Origin of the sequence: Vibrio sp. Isolate22 (assembly GCF_022398115.1) — a bacterium.
GTDB lineage: Bacteria > Pseudomonadota > Gammaproteobacteria > Enterobacterales > Vibrionaceae > Vibrio.
Genome location: NZ_JAKEUW010000028.1, coordinates 21,369 through 42,788, shown reverse-complemented (window position 1 = coordinate 42,788; position 21,420 = coordinate 21,369). Strand labels below are relative to the sequence as shown.

Sequence of the window (21,420 nt, the reverse complement as noted above, 5' to 3'; positions counted from 1 at the left end):
ATGCGAATAGACAACCGCACCTCATCGCGTTTTATTAATCTTCTAGGTTTTCTACATCAATGCGATTTGCTTTATCAAGCACTGATGCTTTTGCTCGAATCTTAGCTTCAAGCTGATCAACAAGGTCGTTGTTGTCAAAGCGCTCTTTCTGACGCTTACCGTCTTCGTAGAAAGCACTCTTACGAGCACTACCCGCTAGACCTAGATGAGATACTTCCGCTTCACCTGGGCCGTTCACCACACAACCGATAATAGAAACATCCATTGGGGTAATTACGTCCTCTAGACGCTCTTCAAGCGCGTTTACGGTGTTAATAACATCGAACTCTTGGCGAGAACAGCTCGGACACGCGATGAAGTTGATACCGCGCGAGCGAATGCGCAAAGATTTAAGAATATCGAAGCCAACTTTGATCTCTTCAACAGGATCCGCCGCTAGCGAGATACGTAGCGTATCGCCAATACCTTCAGAAAGAAGCATACCTAAGCCAACAGAAGACTTAACCGCACCAGCACGTGCACCACCAGCTTCGGTAATACCAAGGTGAAGCGGTTGATCAATCTGTTTTGCCAGTAAACGGTATGAACCTACCGCTAGGAATACGTCAGATGCCTTAACGCTCACTTTAAATTGGTCAAAGTTGAGACGGTCTAAGATATCGACGTGACGCATTGCTGATTCAACAAGCGCTTCTGCTGTTGGTTCTGTGTACTTCTCTTGGATCTCTTTTTCAAGAGAACCACCGTTAACACCAATACGAATCGGAATATTCATATCACGAGCACAATCAACAACTGAGCGGATACGGCTTTCGTTACCGATATTACCTGGGTTGATACGCAGACAGTCTACACCGTACTCAGCCACTTTCAGCGCGATACGGTAGTCAAAGTGAATGTCAGCGACCAAAGGAACAGAAACCTGCTGCTTGATTTGCTTAAATGCTTCAGCGGCATCCATAGTCGGTACAGATACGCGAACGATATCAGCGCCCACATTTTCCAGAGCTCGGATCTGAGCAACGGTTGCGGCTACGTCTGTTGTTCTTGTGTTGGTCATGGATTGCACAGCAATAGGTGCACCATCACCGATCGGCACATCACCCACATAAATACGGGTTGATTTGCGACGAATAATAGGAGATTCGTGTTGCATATTAACTCTAAGGTAAGGTTATTCTGGCTACTTTGCCTGAAGTATACCCAGAAAGGTCGACAGGTTCACTTGCAAATGTCATTGATACGCCTTCTGGCGCACCTAGAATCACTTTATATGGCGCAGTTCCTGATAGATTTAGTGACTGACCCGCTTTTTTGATGCCAGTTGACAAGGTTTTGCCGGTCGCATCTTTAACTTGAATCCAACAGTCTGCAGTAAACTGCATCGTTAGCGCTTTGGTTGCCACTTCAGGTGTTGGCGTTATTCCAGGAGCTGGTGTTGCTTCAACGGTTTCTAATTCAACAGCTGGTTCTGCGTCGACTGATGGTTGTTCATCAGTCACGTCAAGTGCAGCTGAAGTATCTGCCGCATCACTGATTGCAGCAAGGCCTTCAGTATCTTCAATCACAGAAGCCGCAGCGTCGTTCTGCTCAGCTTCAATCACTTCTAAAGAGGCGAACTCAGGGTCCAGTGACTCTTCCACCGCAAGCTCTTCTGAGCTTTCAGTGTTAGCCAGAGATTGAGATAGGGTGTCTTGTTGTTGATTCTGCCACCACCACAGTGAAGATATACCGACGATAACTGCAAAGATACCCCAAGTGAGCAGCGTAATACGGCTGTTGTGCTTTTCTGTTTTCGTCTTGCGAGAAAAGCTCAGCATTTCTTGATCTTCATGTTGAGCATCACCGGAATTGCGAAGCGCGTTCAATACCACTTTTTCATCAAGATTGACGTATTTCGCGTATGAACGGATGTAACCACGCATAAAGGTTGCGACTTGGTCCGACTCAAATTGGTTTTCTTCAATTTGTTGAATTAAAGAGATACGTAGTTTTAGGCGATCCGAGATCTGCTTTTGTGTTAAACCAAGAGCTTCTCGTTGATTTTTCAGTAGCGTCCCCGCTTCTAGAGCTGGAGCGATTGGTTCTTGCGCTTGTGTGTCGTGTTCTGTGTTCATAGAGAGTGAACTTCTAAAATATTATCGCAGGTCGACGAGAGCGTTTTTTATTGTCGTTTAAGCTCATTCTAGCAACCCACTTATGTGGAATTTGTCCTGTTACCCAACTCATCAACCCTTAAAGACGAACGACATGCATTTTATTATTAGTGACGTTCTCAGGAAGCTAGTTTATCAAGTAGCCAACCTAAATAGACATATTGATGGTCGGTAACAAGCGAGCACTTAAATTAATTTAAGATTAGTTAATCATAAGCTAATGCCATTACAAGGCAAAAATACTTTCAACAAAATTTACCGTCAGCTCATGCTTTTGTCCAAAAATTGACGAAAAATGTAAGAAAGCGTGGGCAAGAAGTCCAAAAAATAGAAAACGAAGTCCCAAAAACGCAACAAGCCAGAAGTAAGACTTCTGGCTTGTTTAGATTCAAATCTCGCCTTAAACCGCTTTTACTTCAATCACACCACCGGCAACCAAGTTAGCTTCTGAAGCCGCTTTAAGCATTTTAGTACGCTTAGTTCTATCGATAACATCACCAACCAACTGGCCACATGCTGCATCAATATCGTCACCACGCGTTTTACGAACCGTTACTGTGTAGTCGTATTCCATTAGCGTTTTTTGGAAGCGGTCAATACGAGAGTTGCTTGGCTTCTTGTATGGTGAACCTGGGTAAGGATTAAATGGAATCAGGTTAATCTTACATGGCGTGTCTTTCATCAGCTCAGCAAGTTCACGTGCGTGGTCCATATCGTCATTCACATGATCCAATAGAACGTACTCTACCGTTACTTTACCGCGGTTAGCGTTTGAAGAAGCAATGTAGCGACGTACAGATGCTAGGAAATCTTGGATATCCCAACGGTCGTTGATAGGCATGATTTGGCTACGAAGTTCATCGTTTGGCGCGTGCAGAGAAATAGCTAGTGCTACGTCGATGTTGTCTGTCATTTGGTCAAGGCCAGATACAACACCTGAAGTAGATACTGTTACGCGACGCTTAGACAGTGCGAAACCTAGGTCATCAAGCATGATCTCTAAGGATGGCATTAGGTTTTTCATGTTAAGTAGCGGCTCGCCCATACCCATCATTACAACGTTAGTAATTGGACGACGACCTGTCTCTTTCTCTAGACCAATTTCACGAGATGCACGCCAGATTTGACCCACGATCTCTGAAACTTTTAGGTTACGGTTAAAACCTTGTTGAGCTGTCGAGCAGAATTTACACTCTAACGCACAGCCAACCTGTGAAGATACACATAGCGTCGCACGGTCACCGTCTGGGATGTATACCGTCTCAACGTCTTGGTCGCCAACGCTCATCGCCCACTTAATTGTGCCGTCTGAAGAGTGTTGAGCTTCAGAAACAACAGGTGCAACAATTTCACAGCGGCGTTGAAGTTTTTCACGCAGCTTTTTGTTGATGTTGTTCATGTTTTCGAAGTCATCGACACCGAAGTGATACATCCACTTCATCACTTGATCTGCGCGAAAAGCTTTCTCATTCAATTCTTCTGTGAAAAATTTACGAAGACCTTTACGATCAAAATCGAGTAGATTGACTTTAGCTGTGGTCATGATGCCTCTCAATGACGGAACAATAATTAAGGGCGCGAATTGTACAGCCTTTACGCATGTTCAACAAGGGCTGTAAAACCCTGAGTTTACTAAGACATTCAAACTTAAGTGATTAAAATTTACACAATCACCTTTCATTACTTACAATTCAGGAAATAAGAACAAGATTCCCGACTACACTCCTTCGTCGCTTTCGGGAATGACGTAAAAACTCACTCAGTAACTTCCCATTCATAGTCGTCTGGTCACCAGTTCCTCCAACCTCGTCATTCCAGAATCGAGGGACGAGATATCTGGAATCTCCAACAGAAGACAGAGATTCCCGACTACGCTCCTCCGTCGCTATCGGGAATGACGACCAAGTAAGCGACCTCTAACGTAAAATCTACATACAAAAAAGGCCTCATCGAAGTGAAGCCTTTAGAGTCATTTGCTGTGTCACTTATTGAGCTGGACGTGGGCAAATCTCAGATTCTGGGAAGAAGAACTCGATTTCACGAGCAGCTGACTCTGGGCTGTCGCTGCCGTGTACTGAGTTGTAACGCATGCTGATTGCGTAATCAGCGCGGATAGTACCGCACGCCGCTTCTTCTGGGTTTGTTTTACCCATAAGTTCACGGTAACGAGCGATTGCGTTTTCGCCTTCTAGCACTTGAACCATGATAGGACCAGAAGTCATGAACTCTTTTAGTGGACCAAAGAATTCTTTGCCTTCGTGTTCCGCGTAGAAGCCGCTCGCTTGCTCTTCAGTCAGATGAACCATCTTAGCAGCGATAATTTCTAGGCCTGCTTTTTCGATGCGGTGGTAGATTTCACCTATAAGGTTACGCTTAACTGCATCCGGCTTAACAATTGAGAACGTTCTTTCTAGAGCCATAGGGATTCCTTCACTTCATTTTTTTGTTATTAAATACTGAAATTACTAAGATCATTCGATCTAAAGTAATCGATGAGCGGTATCGAAACACCGCTCACCGTTATTATTATTTTGCTTGATCGATAAGAATGCGAGCCAGTGTGCGAACACCCATGCCCGTTGCACCTGCCGCCCATTTATCGCTTGGAGATTTACGGTAAGTACCCGCACAATCCATGTGCATCCAGCCTTTTTTGTAGTCATCTACGAAGTAAGACAGGAACGCAGCAGCTGTACTTGCACCAGGAGTGTAATCACCCGTGCTGATGTTCGAAAGGTCAGCAAAGTTTGAAGGCAGCATGCCACGGTGGAAATCCGCAAGAGGCAGTGGCCACAGGCCTTCTTTCTCTTGGTTAGCCGCGGTTAGTGCTTGGTGAGCCAGCTCGTCATCAAAGCTCATTAGCGCGTGGTAGTCATTACCTAAAGCATTCTTCGCAGCGCCCGTTAGCGTTGCACAGTCGATGATAAGCTCAGGATTTTGCTCACTTGCGTACATCAGGCCATCAGCTAGAACTAAACGACCTTCCGCATCGGTGTTCATGATCTCAACTGTCTTACCATTCTTGTACGTGATGATATCGCCAAGCTTCAATGCACGACCAGAGATCATGTTCTCAGCACAACATAGAATAAGCTTGATGCGCTTGTTCAGGCCACGCTCGATCGCAAAACCTAAACCACCAGTGATAGTCGCTGCGCCCCCCATGTCCGCTTTCATTGCAGTCATGAATTGACCTGGTTTAATGCTGTAACCGCCTGAGTCGAAAGTAATACCTTTACCAACTAGACAGGCAAATACAGGTGCGTTTTCGTCGCCTGTTGGATTGAAATCCAATTGAAGCATTGCTGAAGTACGCTCAGAGCCGCGGCCCACCGCATAGATGCCTTCCCAACCTTCAGTTAGTAGGTCTTTGTCTTTAACGATTTTTGCTTTAACTGTGCCTTCTGGCGCAACTGACTTGATGTATTCGGCAGCCATTGTTGCCAGTTGACGAGGTGCGACTTCTTCAGCCGTCTTATTGATAATGTCACGCGTCCAATCTGTAGCACGGATACGCGCTTCTAGTTCAGCTTGGTCTGCTTCTGGCAGTGCGTCCCACTCCAATGTATTCTTTTTCTTTGGTCCACGGTAACCTTGATTGAAAGCCCATACGCTTTCTAGGTCCCAACCTTCACCACTTAGCGAAACGAATGAAATACCTTGTCCGTCAAGTGTGCGACCTGCGCGTTGAACGGCACCAAGATCGTGGCCTTCACCAATGTGAATTGTCGCTCCTACTTCCGAGAACGATAAGATAGCTTTTGCTCCCCACTGAGGCTGGGCAGCTTCTTGACTTAAAAATACTGACATCTGTGTAGACATGATTTCTCCTTGCCTGAGAACCACCTTACTCGAGTGATCCTGATTATTTTTTATTAGCGCACTGATGTTAGCATTATGTAGAAGTAAAATGTCATTTTGATAAAAAAACGGACCATAAGGTCCGCTTTTTTTAGTAAGAATTGTTAACTTGGCTGCGTTTTATATGGGGGTAATTTCACTCCATAGCCAAATCATCGATGTGATGATTAATCCATCTCATCCATCCAGCACAAAATAATAGCCTCTAAGATCTTTTCGTTCGAGTGGTTAGGCTCGTCGTCAAACTCTTCAAGGTCTAATACCCACTGGTGCAGATCGGTAAAACGTACCGTTTTAGGATCAGTATCAGGGTACAAATCACATAGCTCAATTGCGATATCGCGAGAATCAATCCACTTCAAGCTCATAACACTTCCTTATATTTATCAGAGACACTTAGTCACTTTTATGATCTATATTCTAGGCCAGTTTTGTTAAACCGTTATCTCAGTCATGGCGACAAACACCATGACTGCAGAGAAGTTCTTAATGGTCTTCAGACGCTAAGTTCAACGTGTACTTAGGAATTTCAACAACAAGGTCTTCGTCAGCGACTTTCGCTTGGCAACCTAGGCGAGATTCCATCTCTAAGCCCCATGCTTTATCAAGCATATCGTCTTCTAGGTCATCACTCTCTTCTAAAGAATCGAAACCTTCACGGATCACTACGTGACATGTTGTACATGCACACGATTTTTCACATGCGTGCTCAATACCAATACCGGCCTTTAGTGCAACATCAAGAACCGTTTCACCAGTTTTTGCTTCTAAAACAGCGCCTTCTGGACATAGATCTTCGTGAGGTAAAACAATAATCTTTGGCATGTTTATCTATTCTCTAACTATTAAATATTATCGACTGACTGACCTGACAGTGCAGCACGAATTGATTTATCCATACGACGTGAAGCAAAGTCTTGGCTCGCTTTGTCGGTATTCTTAATTTCTTGTTCAATAGCATCGGCATTCCCGCCGTTGCGTGCTTCAATCAGGATTTCGATCGCCTGAAGAAGCTGCTGTTTTTCTTGCTCGTTAAGCAGCTCATCGCCATCAGCTTGCATTGCTGCAATCAGACCTTCAATAACACGGTCTGCTTCTACACGTTGTTCAGCAAGGGCACGCGCTTGCATATCTTCTTTAGCAAACGTCATAGAGTCTTTCAGCATGTTAGCAACTTCATCATCGCTCAGGCCGTAAGAAGGCTTCACTTGGATTTCAGCTTGAACACCGGTGCTCTTCTCCATAGCCGTAACCGATAGCAGGCCATCAGCATCCACTTGGTAAGTCACACGAATATGCGCCGCGCCAGCAGCCATTGGTGGAATGCCTTTCAGAGCAAAACGAGCCAGTGAACGACAGTCATCAACCATTTCACGTTCACCTTGAACGGTGTGTACTGTCATTGCAGTTTGACCGTCTTTGAACGTAGTAAATTCTTGTGCGCGAGCCACAGGAATCGTGGTGTTACGCGGAATGATCTTTTCTACTAGGCCACCCATGGTTTCGATACCTAGTGAAAGTGGGATTACGTCCAGTAGCAACATTTCTGAATCAGGTTTGTTACCTACTAGAATATCCGCTTGAATTGACGCACCAATCGCAACTACTTCATCAGGGTTAATGCTGGTTAATGGCGTACGACCAAAGAAGTCACCCACCATTTCACGTACTAGTAGTGTACGAGTTGAACCACCAACCATGACCACTTCTAGCACTTCATCCGAATCAACTTCTGCATCTTTTAGAGCACGACGACATGAAAGTAGAGTTTTCTTAACTAGAGGCTTGATGATCTCTTCAAACTCTTCGCGAGTTAATGAACCAGACCAACCTAATACTTCAACATCAACGCTTTCTGATTCAGACAAACCAATTTTAGCTTCCGTTGCTGCATCTAGAAGTGCACGGTTTTGCTCAGCAGTTAGCTCCGATAATCCCATTTGCTCTTGGAAATGATCAGCGACAAGATGGTCAAAATCATCACCGCCCAATGCTGAATCACCGCCAGTAGCCAGAACTTCAAAGACACCTTTAGACAAGCGTAAAATGGAGATATCAAACGTACCGCCGCCTAAGTCGTAAACCGCGATCACCCCTTCTTTGCCTGAATCCAAACCGTAAGCAATCGCTGCCGCCGTTGGTTCATTTAGAAGACGTAACACATGAAGACCAGCCAGCTGTGCCGCGTCTTTAGTACCAGCACGTTGTGCATCATCGAAATATGCAGGAACGGTAATCACCGCACCAGATAGCTCACCGCCTAATGTAGACTCAGCACGTTGACCTAGCGCTTTCAGAATATCAGCAGATACTTGAATCGGGTTCTTGTTGCCTTGTTCTGTACGGATCACTGGTAAACCATTATCACTTTCTTCAAACTGATATGGCAGAGATGGGTATCGTTGCTGAATATCAGCCAATGAACGACCAATTAATCGCTTAACTGAGATAATGGTATTTTTAGGATCAGTCTGTGCATTTGCACGAGCTTCATCACCAGTCGTGTGTGAGTCTGACTGATAATGAACAACGGAAGGCAGAATGCTACGACCATCTTGATCAACGAGCGTGCTCGCCTCACCACTGCGCACGGACGCAACCAATGAATTTGTTGTACCTAAATCAATACCCACAGCAAGCTTGTGCTGGTGAGGAGCGGCGCTTTGCCCTGGTTCTGCAATCTGAAGTAGTGCCATGGATGTGTCCTTGTTGTACCAACTAGCCGATCAAACGATCTTCAACTAGCTCGATTTCATTCTTTAATTTTGCAATAAACTTTAGCTTTCTTACTCGGTCTGCAGCTTCTAGCCAAGCTTCGCTGTCGAGTTCTTGCTGGATAGCGCTTAATTGTTGTTTATACATTTTGCTAACCTTTCCTTCAAATGCAAACAATGCATCTTCCGGCTCAGAACTGTCGGCGATATCTTCAAGCTCTTCACGCAGTTCCATTTGCTCCATAAGGAACATTGGATCTTGCATGGTCTGTTGTTCACCACGGATATCTTCACCATGTTGAACTAACAGGTATTCTGCACGACTAATTGGATTCTTCAGCACCTGATACGCGTCGTTAATTTGCGCGGCTTTTTGCACTGCTAGTAAGCGGTCTCGCTCAGAAGCTGTAGCAAAGTTATCAGGATGGAATTGGCGTTGCAGATCTCTAAACTGAGAAGAAAGAAGGCTACCATCCAGCTGGAACTGAAGTGGTAGCCCAAATAATTCGAAATGATTCATGTAACGGTGGTCCTAAGTTTAGGCTCTTAAATCAGAGCCTAATTTTATTCTTCGCTCACTATAAACGTTTAACGATTCAATCGCTTATACGTTGAAGCTCTCACCACAACCACACTCGCCTTTCGCGTTAGGGTTGTTGAATTCAAAACCTTCGTTTAGGCCTTCTTTTACGTAATCAAGCTCAGTACCGTCTAGGTAAACTAGGCTCTTTGGATCAATGATGACCTTCACACCTGAATGCTCAAACACTTGGTCTTCTTCGTTAAGCTCGTCAACGAACTCTAGTACATACGCCATGCCCGAACAGCCAGTGGTTTTAACCGCTAAGCGTAACCCGATACCTTTGCCTCGGTTATCTAGGAAAGCTTGAACTCGACTTGCCGCCGTCTCTGTCATGGTGATGGCCATACTACAACCTTGTGTTTTATATAAATTGAGAACTCAGGGGGAGCACAAAGGATGCTCCCAAATATTACTTATTTTGGAGGATTACTTAAGGAGACGATTAACGCTTCTTTTTGTAATCCGCAACTGCTGCTTTGATTGCATCTTCAGCAAGAATTGAACAGTGAACCTTCACTGGTGGCAACTCAAGCTCTTCTGCGATTTCAGAGTTTTTGATAGCAGCCGCTTCATCAATACTTTTACCTTTAACCCACTCTGTTACCAGAGAGCTAGAAGCGATTGCGCTACCACAACCGTAAGTTTTGAATTTTGCGTCTTCGATAATACCTTCTGGTGTTACCTTGATTTGCAGTTTCATTACGTCACCACAAGCTGGTGCGCCAACCATGCCGCTACCTACACTTGGATCTTCTTTATCAAACGAACCTACGTTACGTGGGTTTTCGTAGTGATCAATTACTTTTTCGCTATATGCCATGATAGTTACCTCGAATCCTCTATATCCGTGAGATTAGTGATGTGCCCACTCAACAGTGTCCAGATCAATCCCTTCTTTATACATATCCCATAGAGGAGACATGTCGCGTAATTTGTTTACCGCTACACGAATTTGTGCAATCGCGTGGTCGATTTCTTCTTCCGTTGTAAAACGGCCGAATGAGAAACGTACTGAGCTGTGTGCCAGTTCATCGTTTAGACCAAGAGCACGCAGAACGTACGATGGCTCTAGGCTTGCTGATGTACATGCTGAACCCGATGATACCGCTAGGTCTTTTAGAGACATAAGCAGAGACTCACCTTCAACGAAAGCAAAGCTAACGTTTAGGTTGTGTGGTACACGTTGGTCTAAGTCACCGTTTACTGTTACCGCTTCTAGATCCTGAATACCTTTTAATAGACGCTCACGAAGTGCTAGTGCGTGATCGAAATCTTTCTGCATGTCTTGCTTAGCGATAGCACATGCTTCGCCCATACCTACGATTTGGTGAGTAGCAAGCGTACCAGAACGGAAACCACGCTCGTGACCACCACCGTGCATCTGCGCTTCAAGACGGATACGCGGCTTACGACGAACGTAAAGTGCACCGATACCTTTAGGGCCGTACATTTTGTGAGCTGAAAGTGAGATTAGGTCAACTTTAGTCTCTTTGACGTCTAGTGGGATTTTGCCCGCAGACTGAGCTGCATCAACGTGGAAGATGATCTTGCGAGAACGACATAGTTCGCCGATTGCATTGATATCTTGGATAACGCCGATTTCGTTGTTTACGTGCATGATAGAAACAAGAACTGTATCTTCACGCATTGCAGCTTGTAGCTTGTCTAGATCGATGATGCCGTTTGCTTCTGGCTCTAGGTAAGTTACCTCAAAACCTTCACGCTCTAGTTGGCGACATGGATCAAGAACCGCTTTGTGTTCTGTTTTGCACGTGATTACGTGCTTACCTTTCTTCTCGTAAAAGTGCGCAGCACCTTTAATAGCAAGGTTATCTGACTCTGTAGCACCAGAAGTGAAAACAATTTCACGTGGGTCTGCATTTAGTAGGTCAGCAATTTGCTCACGAGCATTATCTACTGCTTCTTCTGCCTGCCAGCCGTAACGGTGTGAACGAGATGCAGGGTTACCGAAGTTACCGTCCATCGTCATGCACTGAACCATTTTCTCAGCAACTCGTGGATCGACTGGGCATGTAGCTGAATAGTCAAAGTAAATAGGCAGTTTCATTTTCTACTCCAATGTAAAAACTGACCGCTATGAGCGGACATTAACACCGTGAGGTGCTGCACTAATCGTTGTAGTGCTCGTATTTTTATGTGCAAAACTATTATTAACCGCAAGATCAATATCTTGGCGATCAGAAATCTCTAAAACTTCGTTATCTTTCATCAACTCACCAAGAGTGATGTCGTTTAAGAAGCTGCTAATTCGGGAGCTTAAATCACGCCAAAGAGTGTGAGTTAAACAACGACTGCCACCTTGGCAATCTGCTCGACCGTGACACTTAGTTGCATCTACTGATTCGTCAACTGCTGCAATCACAGTTCCGACAGCGATTTCGCCCGCTTCAGCACCAAGACGGTAACCACCACCTGGGCCACGAACACTAGCAACTAAGCCAGCTTTACGTAACTTAGAAAAAAGTTGCTCTAAGTAAGATAACGAGATGCCTTGTCGCTCTGAGATGTCAGCCAGAGGAACTGGGCTTTTTTGCGAATGCAGTGCTACATCTAGCATAGCCGTTACCGCATATCTTCCTTTAGATGTAAGTTTCATATCACACCGTATCCACATTGTTTATGTGGTTGGAATCTTCCCATACCTGACTAAATTGGTCAAGTATTTTACCTGACTATTTTAGTCAGGTATTCATCCTTACAGTGAGTATGGCTTTTACTGGCTATTTTTGCTCTTCTCTATAGAAGTCAAAATACCACGAAGCGTATTGATCTCTTGAAGTTCTGGACGCGCACGACTGAACAGGCGACGTAACTTATTCATCACCTGCCCTGGTTTATCCTTAGAGATAAATTGGGTATCGATGATGACTTTTTCAAGGTGTTCATAGAACATTTCTAGTTCGTCGTGACGAGGGTACTCATCTTGAGGCTGTGGCTTGTATTGGCTAGCCACCATATCAAGGTGCGCAACACGTACTTCGTAGCTCAGTGTCTGAACGGCCATCGCTAGGTTTAGCGAGCTGTATTCAGGGTTTGCAGGAATACATACGTGGTAGTGACACTTTTGCAGTTCTTCATTCGTTAGGCCTGTGCGTTCACGACCGAATACTAACGCTACTGGGTGCTTTTGGCCTTCAACTGCAAACTTTTCACCACACTCGCGAGGCTCTAGCATTGGCCACTCAAGGGTGCGTGAACGAGCACTTGAACCGACAACCAAACCGCAGTCTTTTACGGCTTCGTCTAATGTAGAAACAATCACTGCGTTTTCAGCGATGTCACCAGCGCCTGCAGCCAGTGCTAAGGTCTGCTCGTCAACTTCACACTGAGGGTCTACAAGAACTAACTGACTTAAACCCATCACCTTCATTGCGCGAGCTGCTGATCCGATATTTCCCGAATGAGACGTACCAACCAGAACGACTTTTACATTGTCTAACATGCTATATGACACCACTTTAAAAATAATCGCGAGATATTAACACATCGCAAAGTAAAATGGTCAGACCCTTCGTGTAATGTGAATCTAAGAGTTCAAAAAATAACCACTTCCCTTTTGAGAAAACTTTGGTATACTCGCCGCCGCTTTAAATTGTTCTTTAACATCTTGTGGGAAAAACCATATGCATCCAATGCTAAACATTGCGATACGCGCTGCGCGTAAAGCTGGCAACCATATTGCTAAATCTCTAGAAACAACTGATAAGATCGAAACGTCTCTAAAAGGTAACAACGATTACGTTACTAACATTGCTCAAGAAGCTGAGTACATGATCATTGAGACAATCAAAGCATCTTACCCAGAGCACAGCATTATTTCTGAAGAGAAAGGCCTAATCGAAGGTAAAGACTCTGACGTACAATGGATCGTTGACCCACTAGATGGCACCAACAACTTTGTAAAAGGTTTCCCTCATTTCTCTGTATCTATCGCTGTTCGCATGAACGGTCGTACAGAAGTTGCTTGTGTTTACGACCCAATGCTAAACGAGCTATTCACAGCTCAACGTGGCGCTGGTGCTCAACTAAACAACGCTCGTATGCGTGTTACTCAACTTAAAGACCTTCAAGGTACTGTTCTAGCAACTGGTTTCCCATTCAAAGCTAAGCAACACTCTGAGTCTTTCATGAAGATCATCTCTGGTCTATTCATCGACTGTTCTGATTTCCGTCGTACTGGTTCTCCAGCACTTGACCTATGTTACCTAGCAGCTGGTCGTGTTGACGGTTACCTAGAACTAGACCTAAAACCTTGGGACCTAGCAGCTGGCGATCTAATCGCACGTGAAGCTGGTGCAATCCTAACTGACTTCGCTGGCGGTACTGACTACATGAAGTCTGGTAACGTTGTAGCTTCAAGCGCACGTGGTGTTAAGTCTATTCTTAAGCACGTTCGTGAGAACGCAAACGAAGGTATGCTGAAGTAATTCAGGCCTTACGTTGATAGTCTCTATTTAATAGAGCTCTAAAAAATTCAAAGCCTCGCACATGCGGGGCTTTTTTGTATCTGCGGTTCAGGGATGCGAGATGCGAGATGCGAGATGCGAGCAGAATAGCGCTCATGACATTAAGTGCTACTCACCTCGAACGTAATTTGTATTGAGTTTTCCTACAAAATGCAGACATAAAAAAACCGCTAGTTACATAGCGGTTTTGTTGGTTTAACGAAACTTGTTAAGCCAAGGCTTATGGCATTTCGTCAAACTCTTCACCTTCTTTTTCCACTTGTGGTGGCATTAGGTGTTCACGCGTAATACCCAACTTCATAGCCAGTGCAGATGCAACGTAGATAGAAGAATAAGTACCAACCGTAATACCCAGTAGAAGTGCAGTCGCGAAACCGTGAATCATAGCGCCGCCCTGAACAAACAGTGCGATAACTACGAACAAGGTTGTACCAGAAGTGATCAACGTACGGCTCAATGTTTGTGTGATTGAGCTGTTCAGTACTTCAGGTGCTTCGCCTTTACGCATCTTACGGAAGTTCTCACGAATACGGTCGAATACAACAATGGTATCGTTGAGGGAGTAACCGACTACCGTTAGCAAGGCTGCTACGATGGTCAGGTCGACCTCAATTTGCATAAGAGAGAATACACCCAGCGTGATGATAACGTCGTGCGCCAGTGCAAGTACCGCACCTGCTGCTAAACGCCATTCGAATCGTACTGATACGTAGATCAAGATACAGATAAGAGAAACTAGGATAGCAAGGCCACCCGCTTCTGTTAGCTCATCACCTACGTTAGGGCCAACGAACTCGATACGACGCATTTCAACTTGTTCGCCAGTGCCTTTCTCGATAGCTGAAAGGATTTGGTTACCAAGTGTCTCGCCTGCAACACCGTCACGAGGACGTAGACGAACCATTACATCACGAGCTGAACCGAAGTTCTGTACCGTTGCATCACCAAAGCCTTCAGCTTCAAGTGCACTACGGATATCAGGAAGGTGTGCTGGTTGCTCAAAACCAACTTCAATCAGAGTACCGCCTGTGAAATCCAAACCCCAGTTCAACGATTTCGTTGCAAGAGTGAAGATAGCCGTACCAATCATCAAGATAGAAAGAACAAAGGCAACCTTTGACCAACGCATAAAGTCGATCATTTTATCTGCTTTTAGAATCTGAAACATATTAATTCCTAGCCTTAGATCGACAGTTTCTTAACGCGTTTGCCGCCATACATCAGGTTCACGATACAACGTGTGCCGACAATAGCTGTAAACATAGAAGTCAGGATACCGATAGACAGCGTTACCGCGAAGCCTTTAATCGCACCAGTACCAACCGCAAATAGAATAATTGCAGTTAATAAAGTTGTGATGTTCGCATCGGCGATTGTGCTGAATGCGTTCGCGTAACCTTGGTGGATAGCTTGCTGTGGACTGCGTCCCTCTCGAAGCTCTTCACGTATACGTTCAAAGATCAGTACGTTGGCATCGACTGCCATACCGACCGTTAATACGATACCAGCAATACCTGGTAGCGTCATGGTTGCACCTGGGATCATCGACATCACACCAATAATCAATACCAAGTTCGCCATTAGCGCAACGTTCGCGATAAGGCCAAAGCTACGGTAGTAAAGCAGCGTAAATAGCATTACGGCAGCCATACCCCAAACCATCGCCATGATACCCATATCGATGTTTTGTTGACCCATAGATGGACCAATCGTACGTTCTTCAACAATCGAGATAGGAGCAATCAGAGCACCAGCACGAAGTAGAAGTGCCAAGTTATGAGCTTCAGCTGTAGAGTCGATACCAGTAATACGGAAGTTACGGCCAAGAGCAGATTGAATCGTCGCTTGGTTAATCACTTCTTCATGCTTAGTAAGAATCACTTTACCTTCAGGTGTCTTACGACCGCTGTCTTTGTACTCTGCAAATACGGTTGCCATTAGCTTACCGATATTTTGACGAGAGAACGCAGACATCTTGCTACCACCTTCGCTGTCTAGCGAGATGTTAACTTGAGGACGACCATATTCATCAACACTTGAGCTCGCATCTGTAATGCTAGAACCACCTAGGATAACGCGCTTCTTAAGTACCACAGGGCGACCGTCACGGTCTTGCTTGATTTCGCTACCCGCAGGAGCACGACCAGAAGCGGCAGCAGCTAAGTCAGCACTGCTATCAACTTCACGGAATTCAAGCGTTGCTGTCGCACCAAGGATTTCTTTAGCACGCGCCGTGTCTTGAACACCTGGCAATTCCACTACGATACGGCTAGCGCCTTGACGTTGAACCAAAGGCTCAGCAACACCAAGTTCGTTCACACGATTACGTAGAATGGTAATGTTTTGCTCTACCGCGTAGTTGCGGATTTCTTGAAGACGAGCTTCAGTGAAGTTAGCAATCAAAGAAAAACGACCATTCGAGTCAGAGTCTACGAATGTCATGTCTTGGTGCTTAGATTGCAGTAGCGATTTCGCTTCAGCAAGCTGCTCTTCATTACGTAAGATCACTTCTACCGCATCTTTGCCCGATGGACGAATAGCACGGTAACGGATCTTCTCTTCACGAAGTTCACTACGGAACGCTTCTTCTTGTTGGCCAACTAGCTTTTCCATTGCAGCGTCCATATCCACTTCCATTAAGAAGTGAACACCACCACGTAGGTCAAGACCAAGCTTCATTGGTGCAGCACCAATAGATTCAAGCCAATCCGGTGTTGAAGCCGCTAGGTTTAATGCAACGATAACGTCTTCGTCTAATGCTTCAGTGATAACATCACGAGCACTAATTTGAGAGTCTGTGTCGTTAAAGCGAACAAGAATGGAACCGTTTTCGAGAGCAACGGATTTAGTTGAAAGGTTTTCTGCTTCAAGAGCATTGGTGACAGCATCCAGCGTAGACATATCTACAGAGGCGCCACGCGCCCCTGTAACTTGAACTGCCGGATCTTCACCGTATATATTTGGAAGTGCGTACAACGCAGCGATGGCAATGGTAAACACCACCATCAGGTACTTCCATAACGGATAACGGTTTAGCACAGCGAGGATCCTCTAGCTGTTTATAGAGATTTCAGAGTACCTTTTGGTAGCACTGCTGTAACGAAGTCTTTCTTGATAACTACTTCGTTGTTTGCGTTCAGTTCGATAGCAACGTAGTCGTTGTCTTCTGCAATCTTAGTGATTTTACCGATCAGACCACCGCTAGTAAGAACTTCGTCGCCTTTGCCCATAGAAGCCATTAGGTTCTTGTGCTCTTTAACGCGCTTAGCTTGTGGACGGTAGATCATGAAGTAGAAGATCACAGCGAACATACCTAGCATGATTAGCATTTCGAAACCGCCGCCTGCTGGTGCACCTTCTGCTGCTGCGTGAGCTTGAGAAATAAACATTTAAAACATCCTCTATTTATATTTTCGTAATTGTTTGTCTAATTGGGTTGTATCCCTTTATTTTCAAGCCCCATCCCTCCGAAGAGAGACAGGGCTCGCAAAAAAGAAATACTAAGATTCTTTACCTAGTGGCGGCACTTCACGCCCCATTCTTGCGTAAAACTCTGCAACGAACTCTTCAAAGCGGTCTTCATCGATAGACTGACGAATGTCAGACATTACTCGTTGGTAGAAACGCAGGTTATGAATCGTGTTCAGTCGAGCACCTAGGATTTCGTTACAACGATCCAAATGGTGTAAGTACGACTTGCTGTAGTTCTTACAAGTGTAACAGTCACACTCTGAATCTAGTGGTGTTGTATCAGTTTTATGCTTCGCATTACGGATCTTGATCACACCTTCAGTCACAAACAGGTGGCCGTTACGTGCATTTCGCGTTGGCATTACACAGTCAAACATGTCGATACCACGACGAACACCTTCAACTAGGTCTTCCGGTTTGCCTACGCCCATTAGGTAACGTGGCTTATCTTCAGGCAGTTGAGGACATGTGTGCTCAAGAATGCGGTGCATGTCTTCTTTTGGTTCGCCTACTGCTAGGCCGCCAACTGCGTAACCGTCGAAACCAATTTCAGTTAGGCCTTTAACAGATACATCACGTAGGTCTTCATATACACCACCTTGAACGATACCGAATAGTGAGTTCGGGTTTTCAAGTTTGTCGAAGTGGTTACGAGAACGCTCAGCCCAACGAAGAGACATCTCCATTGAGTCTTTCGCTTCTTTGTGTGTCGCAGGGTAAGGCGTACACTCATCGAAGATCATTACGATGTCTGAACCTAGGTCTTTTTGGATTTCCATAGACTTCTCAGCGTCCATGAAGATCTTGTCACCGTTTACAGGGTTACGGAAATGTACACCCTCTTCAGTGATTTTACGCATCGCACCTAAGCTGAATACTTGGAAGCCGCCTGAATCGGTCAGGATAGGACCTTGCCAGTTCATGAAATCGTGCAAGTCACCGTGCATCTTCATGATTTCTTGACCAGGACGTAGCCATAGGTGGAACGTGTTACCTAGTAGGATTTCAGCACCTGTGTCTTTTACTTCTTCAGGAGTCATACCTTTTACAGTACCGTAAGTACCTACAGGCATGAATGCTGGTGTTTCAACGGTACCGCGTTCAAACTGAAGTTGACCACGACGCGCACCAGCGTTTGTTTTTTTAAGTTCGTATTTTAATTTCACGAAGCCTCCAATATGCCAGAGAAACAATCTGACTGTTAATTCAGAGCTTAAGTTAACCTTAATACTCTATGAGGAGCGGTCGCGTATTCCTTGCGAGAGATTAGACAGAGACCCTGCCCGACTCCTAGCTTACTGCTAGCACCCGTAAATTCTTATTTATATCGCTTATAACCAGCTTAAATTAGCTGGTTTTCTTGTTGATGAACATCGCATCACCATAGCTAAAGAAGCGGTATTCGCTCTTCACTGCGTGATCGTATGCACCCATCACGTTGTCGTAACCTGCAAACGCACTCACCAACATGATCAGTGTCGATTCAGGTAGGTGGAAGTTAGTGATAAGACAATCAACCAACTGGTATTCGTAACCAGGGAAAATAAAGATTTCTGTATCACCAAAGAACGGCACTAACTCTGTACCGTTTTTCAGAGCGTCTTGTGCTGCACTTTCTAAAGAACGAACCGATGTTGTACCCACTGCGATAATACGTCCGCCACGAGCTTTAGTTGCCGCAACCGCATCCACCACTTCTTGCGGTACTTCAACGTACTCTGCATGCATGTGATGATCGTTGATGTTGTCTACTTTTACTGGCTGGAATGTGCCCGCGCCGACATGCAGCGTTACATATGCAAACTCAACGCCTTTAGCTTCCATGTCTGCCATTAACTTATCGTCAAAGTGAAGACCAGCTGTTGGTGCTGCTACTGCACCTGGCTTTTCATTATAGACCGTCTGGTAACGCTCTTTGTCTGCGTCTTCATCTGGACGATCAATATAAGGAGGCAGTGGCATGTGACCAACACTGTTCAGAATTTCTAGAACGCTTTGATCGGATGTGAAATGGATTTCAAATAACGCATCATGACGCGCTACCATTTCTGCTTCGTACTCATCATTCTCACCAAGAAACAGCTTAGTACCCGGCTTTGGTGATTTAGAACAACGAACATGAGCCAGAATGCTTTTCTCATCCAGCATACGCTCAACCAACACTTCAAGCTTACCGCCTGAAGCTTTGTGACCAAATACACGAGCAGGGATAACGCGCGTGTTATTGAAAACAACCAGATCGCCTGGTTCCACCAAATCTAAAACGTCCTTGAACGAACCATCAGTTAGGTTGCCGTCATTGCCATCTAATTTAAGCAGACGGCTTGCTGTACGCTCTTCTTGAGGGTAGCGAGCAATGAGTTCATCTGGTAGGTCAAAGTGAAAATCTGAAACTTGCATTTTTCTGGTCTTGTTTGGTTGATGAATGAGTAGACGCGACTAAAAATTTCGCAGTGGGCTAGTATAGGCACACGAGCCGCAATAGCAAGGTTTACAGCAATGGATTATTGTAAAGAGGCGTAAAATTATGCGACTTAATCCGCGAGCGAGTGAAATGAAATAGTTGTGTAAAACTCACCCAAAAATGCGCCAGCTCTCAGTTATTTTTTGGATAAAAAACTATAGTGAGAACAACAAATAAATAATAAGGAGGTTCGTATGATCAAGGTCGAAGATATGATGACTCGCAACCCTCATACTTTATTGCGCTCACACTCACTGGCCGATGCTAAGCACACCATGGAAGCGCTTGATATCCGCCATATCCCAGTTGTAGATGCCGACAGAAAATTACTGGGCGTAGTCACCCAACGAGACGTTCTCGCCGCCCAAGAATCTAGCCTACAAAACATTCCGCCAGCTCAATCTTTTACCCTGTCTACTCCCCTAAATGACATCATGCACAAGAACGTTATGTCAGTAGAGCCTCGAGCTGGGTTAAAAGAGTCTGCTATTTACATGCAAAAACACAAAGTGGGCTGCTTACCAGTGGTCAGCCACGGCGAACTGGTTGGCATCATCACCGACAGTGACTTCGTCACCATCGCGATTAACTTGCTTGAACTACAAGAAGAAGTAGAGCCAGAAGAAGCTGAAGTGGATTAACCGTTGAATTTGCAAAACAAAGAGCGGCTTAAGTAGCCGCTCAAAGGTATAGATTAAATATGCTGAACGATGATGTCTTTACAATAACTCAGACACGACATCGGCTAATTGGTGGAAGGTTTCACGACGTGATGAACTTGGTCGCCAAACAAGACCGATGTCTCGGTACGCCTGTTGACCAGGAGGATCGATAACTACCAGGTTTTGGTTTTCTAGCAAACCATGGTCAATCGCCATTTGTGGAATAAAGGTGGTCCCTAAACCGTTCGCGACCATTTGCACCAATGTGTGAAGGCTCGTTGCTGTGAACGGGTTGATCTTCTCTTTATCGGTTAACTTACACGCTGACACCGCGTGCTCAGTTAAACAGTGCTCGTTCTCCAATAAGAATACAGACTCGTCTGGCAGGTCGTCATATTTAATAGGGACACGAATACCATCTGCTTGATTACGGCTGATGACCATTCTAAAAGGATCCTGCCCAACCACTTTGCTCTCCATATTGTCGATGTCGACAGGCAGGGCCAGAATCAATACATCTAGCTCACCATGGCGCAGTGCTGCGAGTAAGTTCGTTGTGGTGTCTTCGCGCAACAGCAGATTTAGCTGAGGAAAGCGTTGGTTGGCTTCTTGTACCAAATCGCACAACAGAAATGGTGCAATGGTAGGGATACACCCAACTCGCAACTGACCTTGCATCGCATCGCCATTACATAGATTTCCGAGTTCAACCAAGTCCTGCCCTTTCGCCAATAACTCTCGGCCATGCTTCACCACCAGCTCTCCCGCTTGGGTGAAAACGAGTGGGCTCTTTTTATCTTTCTTCTCATACAAAGGGCAACCGATCAGCTCTTCTAGGTTTTGGATACCTTTACTCAGAGTAGATTGGCTAACGAAGCAGCGATCAGCGGCGTCGCTAAAGTGGCGTGTTTCGTGAAGAGTAACAAGATAGTGAAGTTGCTTAAGACTTGGCCATTTATTCATGAAATTACTTTGTAATATGAGTAGGATAAGTTACACGAAGGTCCTAAGACCTGAGAAAA

22 protein-coding genes are annotated in these 21,420 nt (G+C 45.1%); 2 read left to right on the top strand and 20 right to left on the bottom strand.

The genetic code is table 11. From position 1 onward, the window contains the following. Positions 1 to 34: 34 nt before the first annotated feature. From ispG to trmJ, 14 genes are all read right to left on the bottom strand, one after another. Positions 35 to 1,156: a flavodoxin-dependent (E)-4-hydroxy-3-methylbut-2-enyl-diphosphate synthase gene (gene ispG, locus L1D55_RS16180; protein WP_004740329.1), complete on the bottom strand. Its 1,122-nt coding sequence runs from the start codon at positions 1,154 to 1,156 to the stop codon at positions 35 to 37. 7 nt (positions 1,157 to 1,163) lie between these two features. Continuing rightward, positions 1,164 to 2,117, bottom strand: coding sequence for a cytoskeleton protein RodZ (gene rodZ / locus L1D55_RS16175; RefSeq protein WP_239918123.1), 954 nt, complete (start codon positions 2,115 to 2,117; stop codon positions 1,164 to 1,166). 439 nt (positions 2,118 to 2,556) lie between these two features. After that, a complete protein-coding gene (locus tag L1D55_RS16170) occupies positions 2,557 to 3,699 on the bottom strand; it encodes a bifunctional tRNA (adenosine(37)-C2)-methyltransferase TrmG/ribosomal RNA large subunit methyltransferase RlmN (protein WP_004740331.1) in 1,143 nt (380 codons plus the stop codon). A 442-nt stretch (positions 3,700 to 4,141) separates the two neighbouring features. Beyond that, entirely contained in the window at positions 4,142 to 4,576 is a 435-nt protein-coding gene (gene ndk, locus L1D55_RS16165; RefSeq protein ID WP_239918122.1) for a nucleoside-diphosphate kinase, read from the bottom strand. A 106-nt stretch (positions 4,577 to 4,682) separates the two neighbouring features. Then, entirely contained in the window at positions 4,683 to 5,978 is a 1,296-nt protein-coding gene (pepB, locus tag L1D55_RS16160) for an aminopeptidase PepB (RefSeq protein WP_239918121.1), read from the bottom strand. A 206-nt stretch (positions 5,979 to 6,184) separates the two neighbouring features. After that, positions 6,185 to 6,385: a Fe-S cluster assembly protein IscX gene (gene iscX / locus L1D55_RS16155; protein ID WP_004740335.1), complete on the bottom strand. Its 201-nt coding sequence runs from the start codon at positions 6,383 to 6,385 to the stop codon at positions 6,185 to 6,187. A 118-nt stretch (positions 6,386 to 6,503) separates the two neighbouring features. Continuing rightward, positions 6,504 to 6,842: an ISC system 2Fe-2S type ferredoxin gene (gene fdx / locus L1D55_RS16150; protein WP_004740336.1), complete on the bottom strand. Its 339-nt coding sequence runs from the start codon at positions 6,840 to 6,842 to the stop codon at positions 6,504 to 6,506. 20 nt (positions 6,843 to 6,862) lie between these two features. Further along, positions 6,863 to 8,713 carry a Fe-S protein assembly chaperone HscA gene (gene hscA, locus L1D55_RS16145; RefSeq protein ID WP_239918120.1) on the bottom strand — a complete coding sequence of 617 codons (1,851 nt, stop codon included), beginning with the start codon at positions 8,711 to 8,713 and terminating at the stop codon, positions 6,863 to 6,865. A gap of 22 nt (positions 8,714 to 8,735) precedes the next feature. Then, positions 8,736 to 9,251 (bottom strand): co-chaperone HscB, encoded by a 516-nt coding sequence (gene hscB, locus L1D55_RS16140; protein ID WP_239918119.1) that lies wholly within the window; start codon positions 9,249 to 9,251, stop codon positions 8,736 to 8,738. A gap of 84 nt (positions 9,252 to 9,335) precedes the next feature. Continuing rightward, positions 9,336 to 9,659 carry an iron-sulfur cluster assembly protein IscA gene (gene iscA, locus L1D55_RS16135; protein ID WP_061033300.1) on the bottom strand — a complete coding sequence of 108 codons (324 nt, stop codon included), beginning with the start codon at positions 9,657 to 9,659 and terminating at the stop codon, positions 9,336 to 9,338. Between the two features lie 97 nt (positions 9,660 to 9,756). Further along, positions 9,757 to 10,134 (bottom strand): Fe-S cluster assembly scaffold IscU, encoded by a 378-nt coding sequence (gene iscU, locus L1D55_RS16130; RefSeq protein ID WP_004740340.1) that lies wholly within the window; start codon positions 10,132 to 10,134, stop codon positions 9,757 to 9,759. A 33-nt stretch (positions 10,135 to 10,167) separates the two neighbouring features. Then, positions 10,168 to 11,382: an IscS subfamily cysteine desulfurase gene (locus tag L1D55_RS16125; RefSeq protein ID WP_239918118.1), complete on the bottom strand. Its 1,215-nt coding sequence runs from the start codon at positions 11,380 to 11,382 to the stop codon at positions 10,168 to 10,170. 27 nt (positions 11,383 to 11,409) lie between these two features. Next, positions 11,410 to 11,931, bottom strand: coding sequence for a Fe-S cluster assembly transcriptional regulator IscR (gene iscR, locus L1D55_RS16120; RefSeq protein ID WP_239918117.1), 522 nt, complete (start codon positions 11,929 to 11,931; stop codon positions 11,410 to 11,412). A 117-nt stretch (positions 11,932 to 12,048) separates the two neighbouring features. Continuing rightward, the gene (trmJ, locus tag L1D55_RS16115) at positions 12,049 to 12,777 is read right to left on the bottom strand and encodes a tRNA (cytosine(32)/uridine(32)-2'-O)-methyltransferase TrmJ (protein ID WP_171367578.1); all 729 of its coding nucleotides are present in this window, start codon (positions 12,775 to 12,777) and stop codon (positions 12,049 to 12,051) included. A 181-nt stretch (positions 12,778 to 12,958) separates the two neighbouring features. On the opposite strand from trmJ, the gene suhB reads away from it, so the two are divergent. Continuing rightward, on the top strand, positions 12,959 to 13,762 hold the full coding sequence (suhB, locus tag L1D55_RS16110) for an inositol-1-monophosphatase (protein WP_008222742.1): 804 nt from the start codon (positions 12,959 to 12,961) through the stop codon (positions 13,760 to 13,762). 259 nt (positions 13,763 to 14,021) lie between these two features. Here the strand turns inward: suhB and secF are convergent, their stop codons facing one another. The 5 genes from secF to queA all read right to left on the bottom strand — a co-directional run bounded on the left by secF (position 14,022) and on the right by queA (position 19,672). Then, positions 14,022 to 14,969 (bottom strand): protein translocase subunit SecF, encoded by a 948-nt coding sequence (secF, locus tag L1D55_RS16105; protein WP_004740345.1) that lies wholly within the window; start codon positions 14,967 to 14,969, stop codon positions 14,022 to 14,024. A 14-nt stretch (positions 14,970 to 14,983) separates the two neighbouring features. Continuing rightward, positions 14,984 to 16,840 (bottom strand): protein translocase subunit SecD, encoded by a 1,857-nt coding sequence (secD, locus tag L1D55_RS16100; protein WP_004740346.1) that lies wholly within the window; start codon positions 16,838 to 16,840, stop codon positions 14,984 to 14,986. A gap of 20 nt (positions 16,841 to 16,860) precedes the next feature. Next, positions 16,861 to 17,190, bottom strand: a complete 330-nt coding sequence (yajC, locus tag L1D55_RS16095; RefSeq protein ID WP_004740347.1) for a preprotein translocase subunit YajC — start codon at positions 17,188 to 17,190, stop codon at positions 16,861 to 16,863. Between the two features lie 111 nt (positions 17,191 to 17,301). Continuing rightward, positions 17,302 to 18,438 carry a tRNA guanosine(34) transglycosylase Tgt gene (gene tgt, locus L1D55_RS16090; protein ID WP_004740348.1) on the bottom strand — a complete coding sequence of 379 codons (1,137 nt, stop codon included), beginning with the start codon at positions 18,436 to 18,438 and terminating at the stop codon, positions 17,302 to 17,304. 181 nt (positions 18,439 to 18,619) lie between these two features. Continuing rightward, positions 18,620 to 19,672 carry a tRNA preQ1(34) S-adenosylmethionine ribosyltransferase-isomerase QueA gene (gene queA / locus L1D55_RS16085; protein ID WP_239918116.1) on the bottom strand — a complete coding sequence of 351 codons (1,053 nt, stop codon included), beginning with the start codon at positions 19,670 to 19,672 and terminating at the stop codon, positions 18,620 to 18,622. Positions 19,673 to 19,930: 258 nt separating this feature from the next. Between queA and L1D55_RS16080 the strand changes: the two genes are divergently transcribed. Then, positions 19,931 to 20,377: a CBS domain-containing protein gene (locus tag L1D55_RS16080; protein ID WP_004740350.1), complete on the top strand. Its 447-nt coding sequence runs from the start codon at positions 19,931 to 19,933 to the stop codon at positions 20,375 to 20,377. 78 nt (positions 20,378 to 20,455) lie between these two features. Here L1D55_RS16080 and L1D55_RS16075 read toward each other — a convergent pair whose 3' ends face one another. Then, on the bottom strand, positions 20,456 to 21,361 hold the full coding sequence (locus tag L1D55_RS16075) for a hydrogen peroxide-inducible genes activator (protein ID WP_017632986.1): 906 nt from the start codon (positions 21,359 to 21,361) through the stop codon (positions 20,456 to 20,458). Positions 21,362 to 21,420: the final 59 nt, after the last annotated feature.

Coding starts and splice junctions, on each gene's coding strand:
- pepB (WP_239918121.1), bottom strand. CDS start 5,978: ATGTCTACACAGATGTCAGTATTTTTAAGTCAAGAAGCTGCCCAGCCT.
- ndk (WP_239918122.1), bottom strand. CDS start 4,576: ATGGCTCTAGAAAGAACGTTCTCAATTGTTAAGCCGGATGCAGTTAAG.
- L1D55_RS16170 (WP_004740331.1), bottom strand. CDS start 3,699: ATGACCACAGCTAAAGTCAATCTACTCGATTTTGATCGTAAAGGTCTT.
- iscA (WP_061033300.1), bottom strand. CDS start 9,659: ATGGCCATCACCATGACAGAGACGGCGGCAAGTCGAGTTCAAGCTTTC.
- iscX (WP_004740335.1), bottom strand. CDS start 6,385: ATGAGCTTGAAGTGGATTGATTCTCGCGATATCGCAATTGAGCTATGT.
- hscA (WP_239918120.1), bottom strand. CDS start 8,713: ATGGCACTACTTCAGATTGCAGAACCAGGGCAAAGCGCCGCTCCTCAC.
- L1D55_RS16125 (WP_239918118.1), bottom strand. CDS start 11,382: ATGAAACTGCCTATTTACTTTGACTATTCAGCTACATGCCCAGTCGAT.
- queA (WP_239918116.1), bottom strand. CDS start 19,672: ATGCAAGTTTCAGATTTTCACTTTGACCTACCAGATGAACTCATTGCT.
- yajC (WP_004740347.1), bottom strand. CDS start 17,190: ATGTTTATTTCTCAAGCTCACGCAGCAGCAGAAGGTGCACCAGCAGGC.
- suhB (WP_008222742.1), top strand. CDS start 12,959: ATGCATCCAATGCTAAACATTGCGATACGCGCTGCGCGTAAAGCTGGC.
- L1D55_RS16075 (WP_017632986.1), bottom strand. CDS start 21,361: ATGAATAAATGGCCAAGTCTTAAGCAACTTCACTATCTTGTTACTCTT.
- iscU (WP_004740340.1), bottom strand. CDS start 10,134: ATGGCATATAGCGAAAAAGTAATTGATCACTACGAAAACCCACGTAAC.
- rodZ (WP_239918123.1), bottom strand. CDS start 2,117: ATGAACACAGAACACGACACACAAGCGCAAGAACCAATCGCTCCAGCT.
- hscB (WP_239918119.1), bottom strand. CDS start 9,251: ATGAATCATTTCGAATTATTTGGGCTACCACTTCAGTTCCAGCTGGAT.
- L1D55_RS16080 (WP_004740350.1), top strand. CDS start 19,931: ATGATCAAGGTCGAAGATATGATGACTCGCAACCCTCATACTTTATTG.
- trmJ (WP_171367578.1), bottom strand. CDS start 12,777: ATGTTAGACAATGTAAAAGTCGTTCTGGTTGGTACGTCTCATTCGGGA.
- ispG (WP_004740329.1), bottom strand. CDS start 1,156: ATGCAACACGAATCTCCTATTATTCGTCGCAAATCAACCCGTATTTAT.
- iscR (WP_239918117.1), bottom strand. CDS start 11,931: ATGAAACTTACATCTAAAGGAAGATATGCGGTAACGGCTATGCTAGAT.
- fdx (WP_004740336.1), bottom strand. CDS start 6,842: ATGCCAAAGATTATTGTTTTACCTCACGAAGATCTATGTCCAGAAGGC.
- secF (WP_004740345.1), bottom strand. CDS start 14,969: ATGTTTCAGATTCTAAAAGCAGATAAAATGATCGACTTTATGCGTTGG.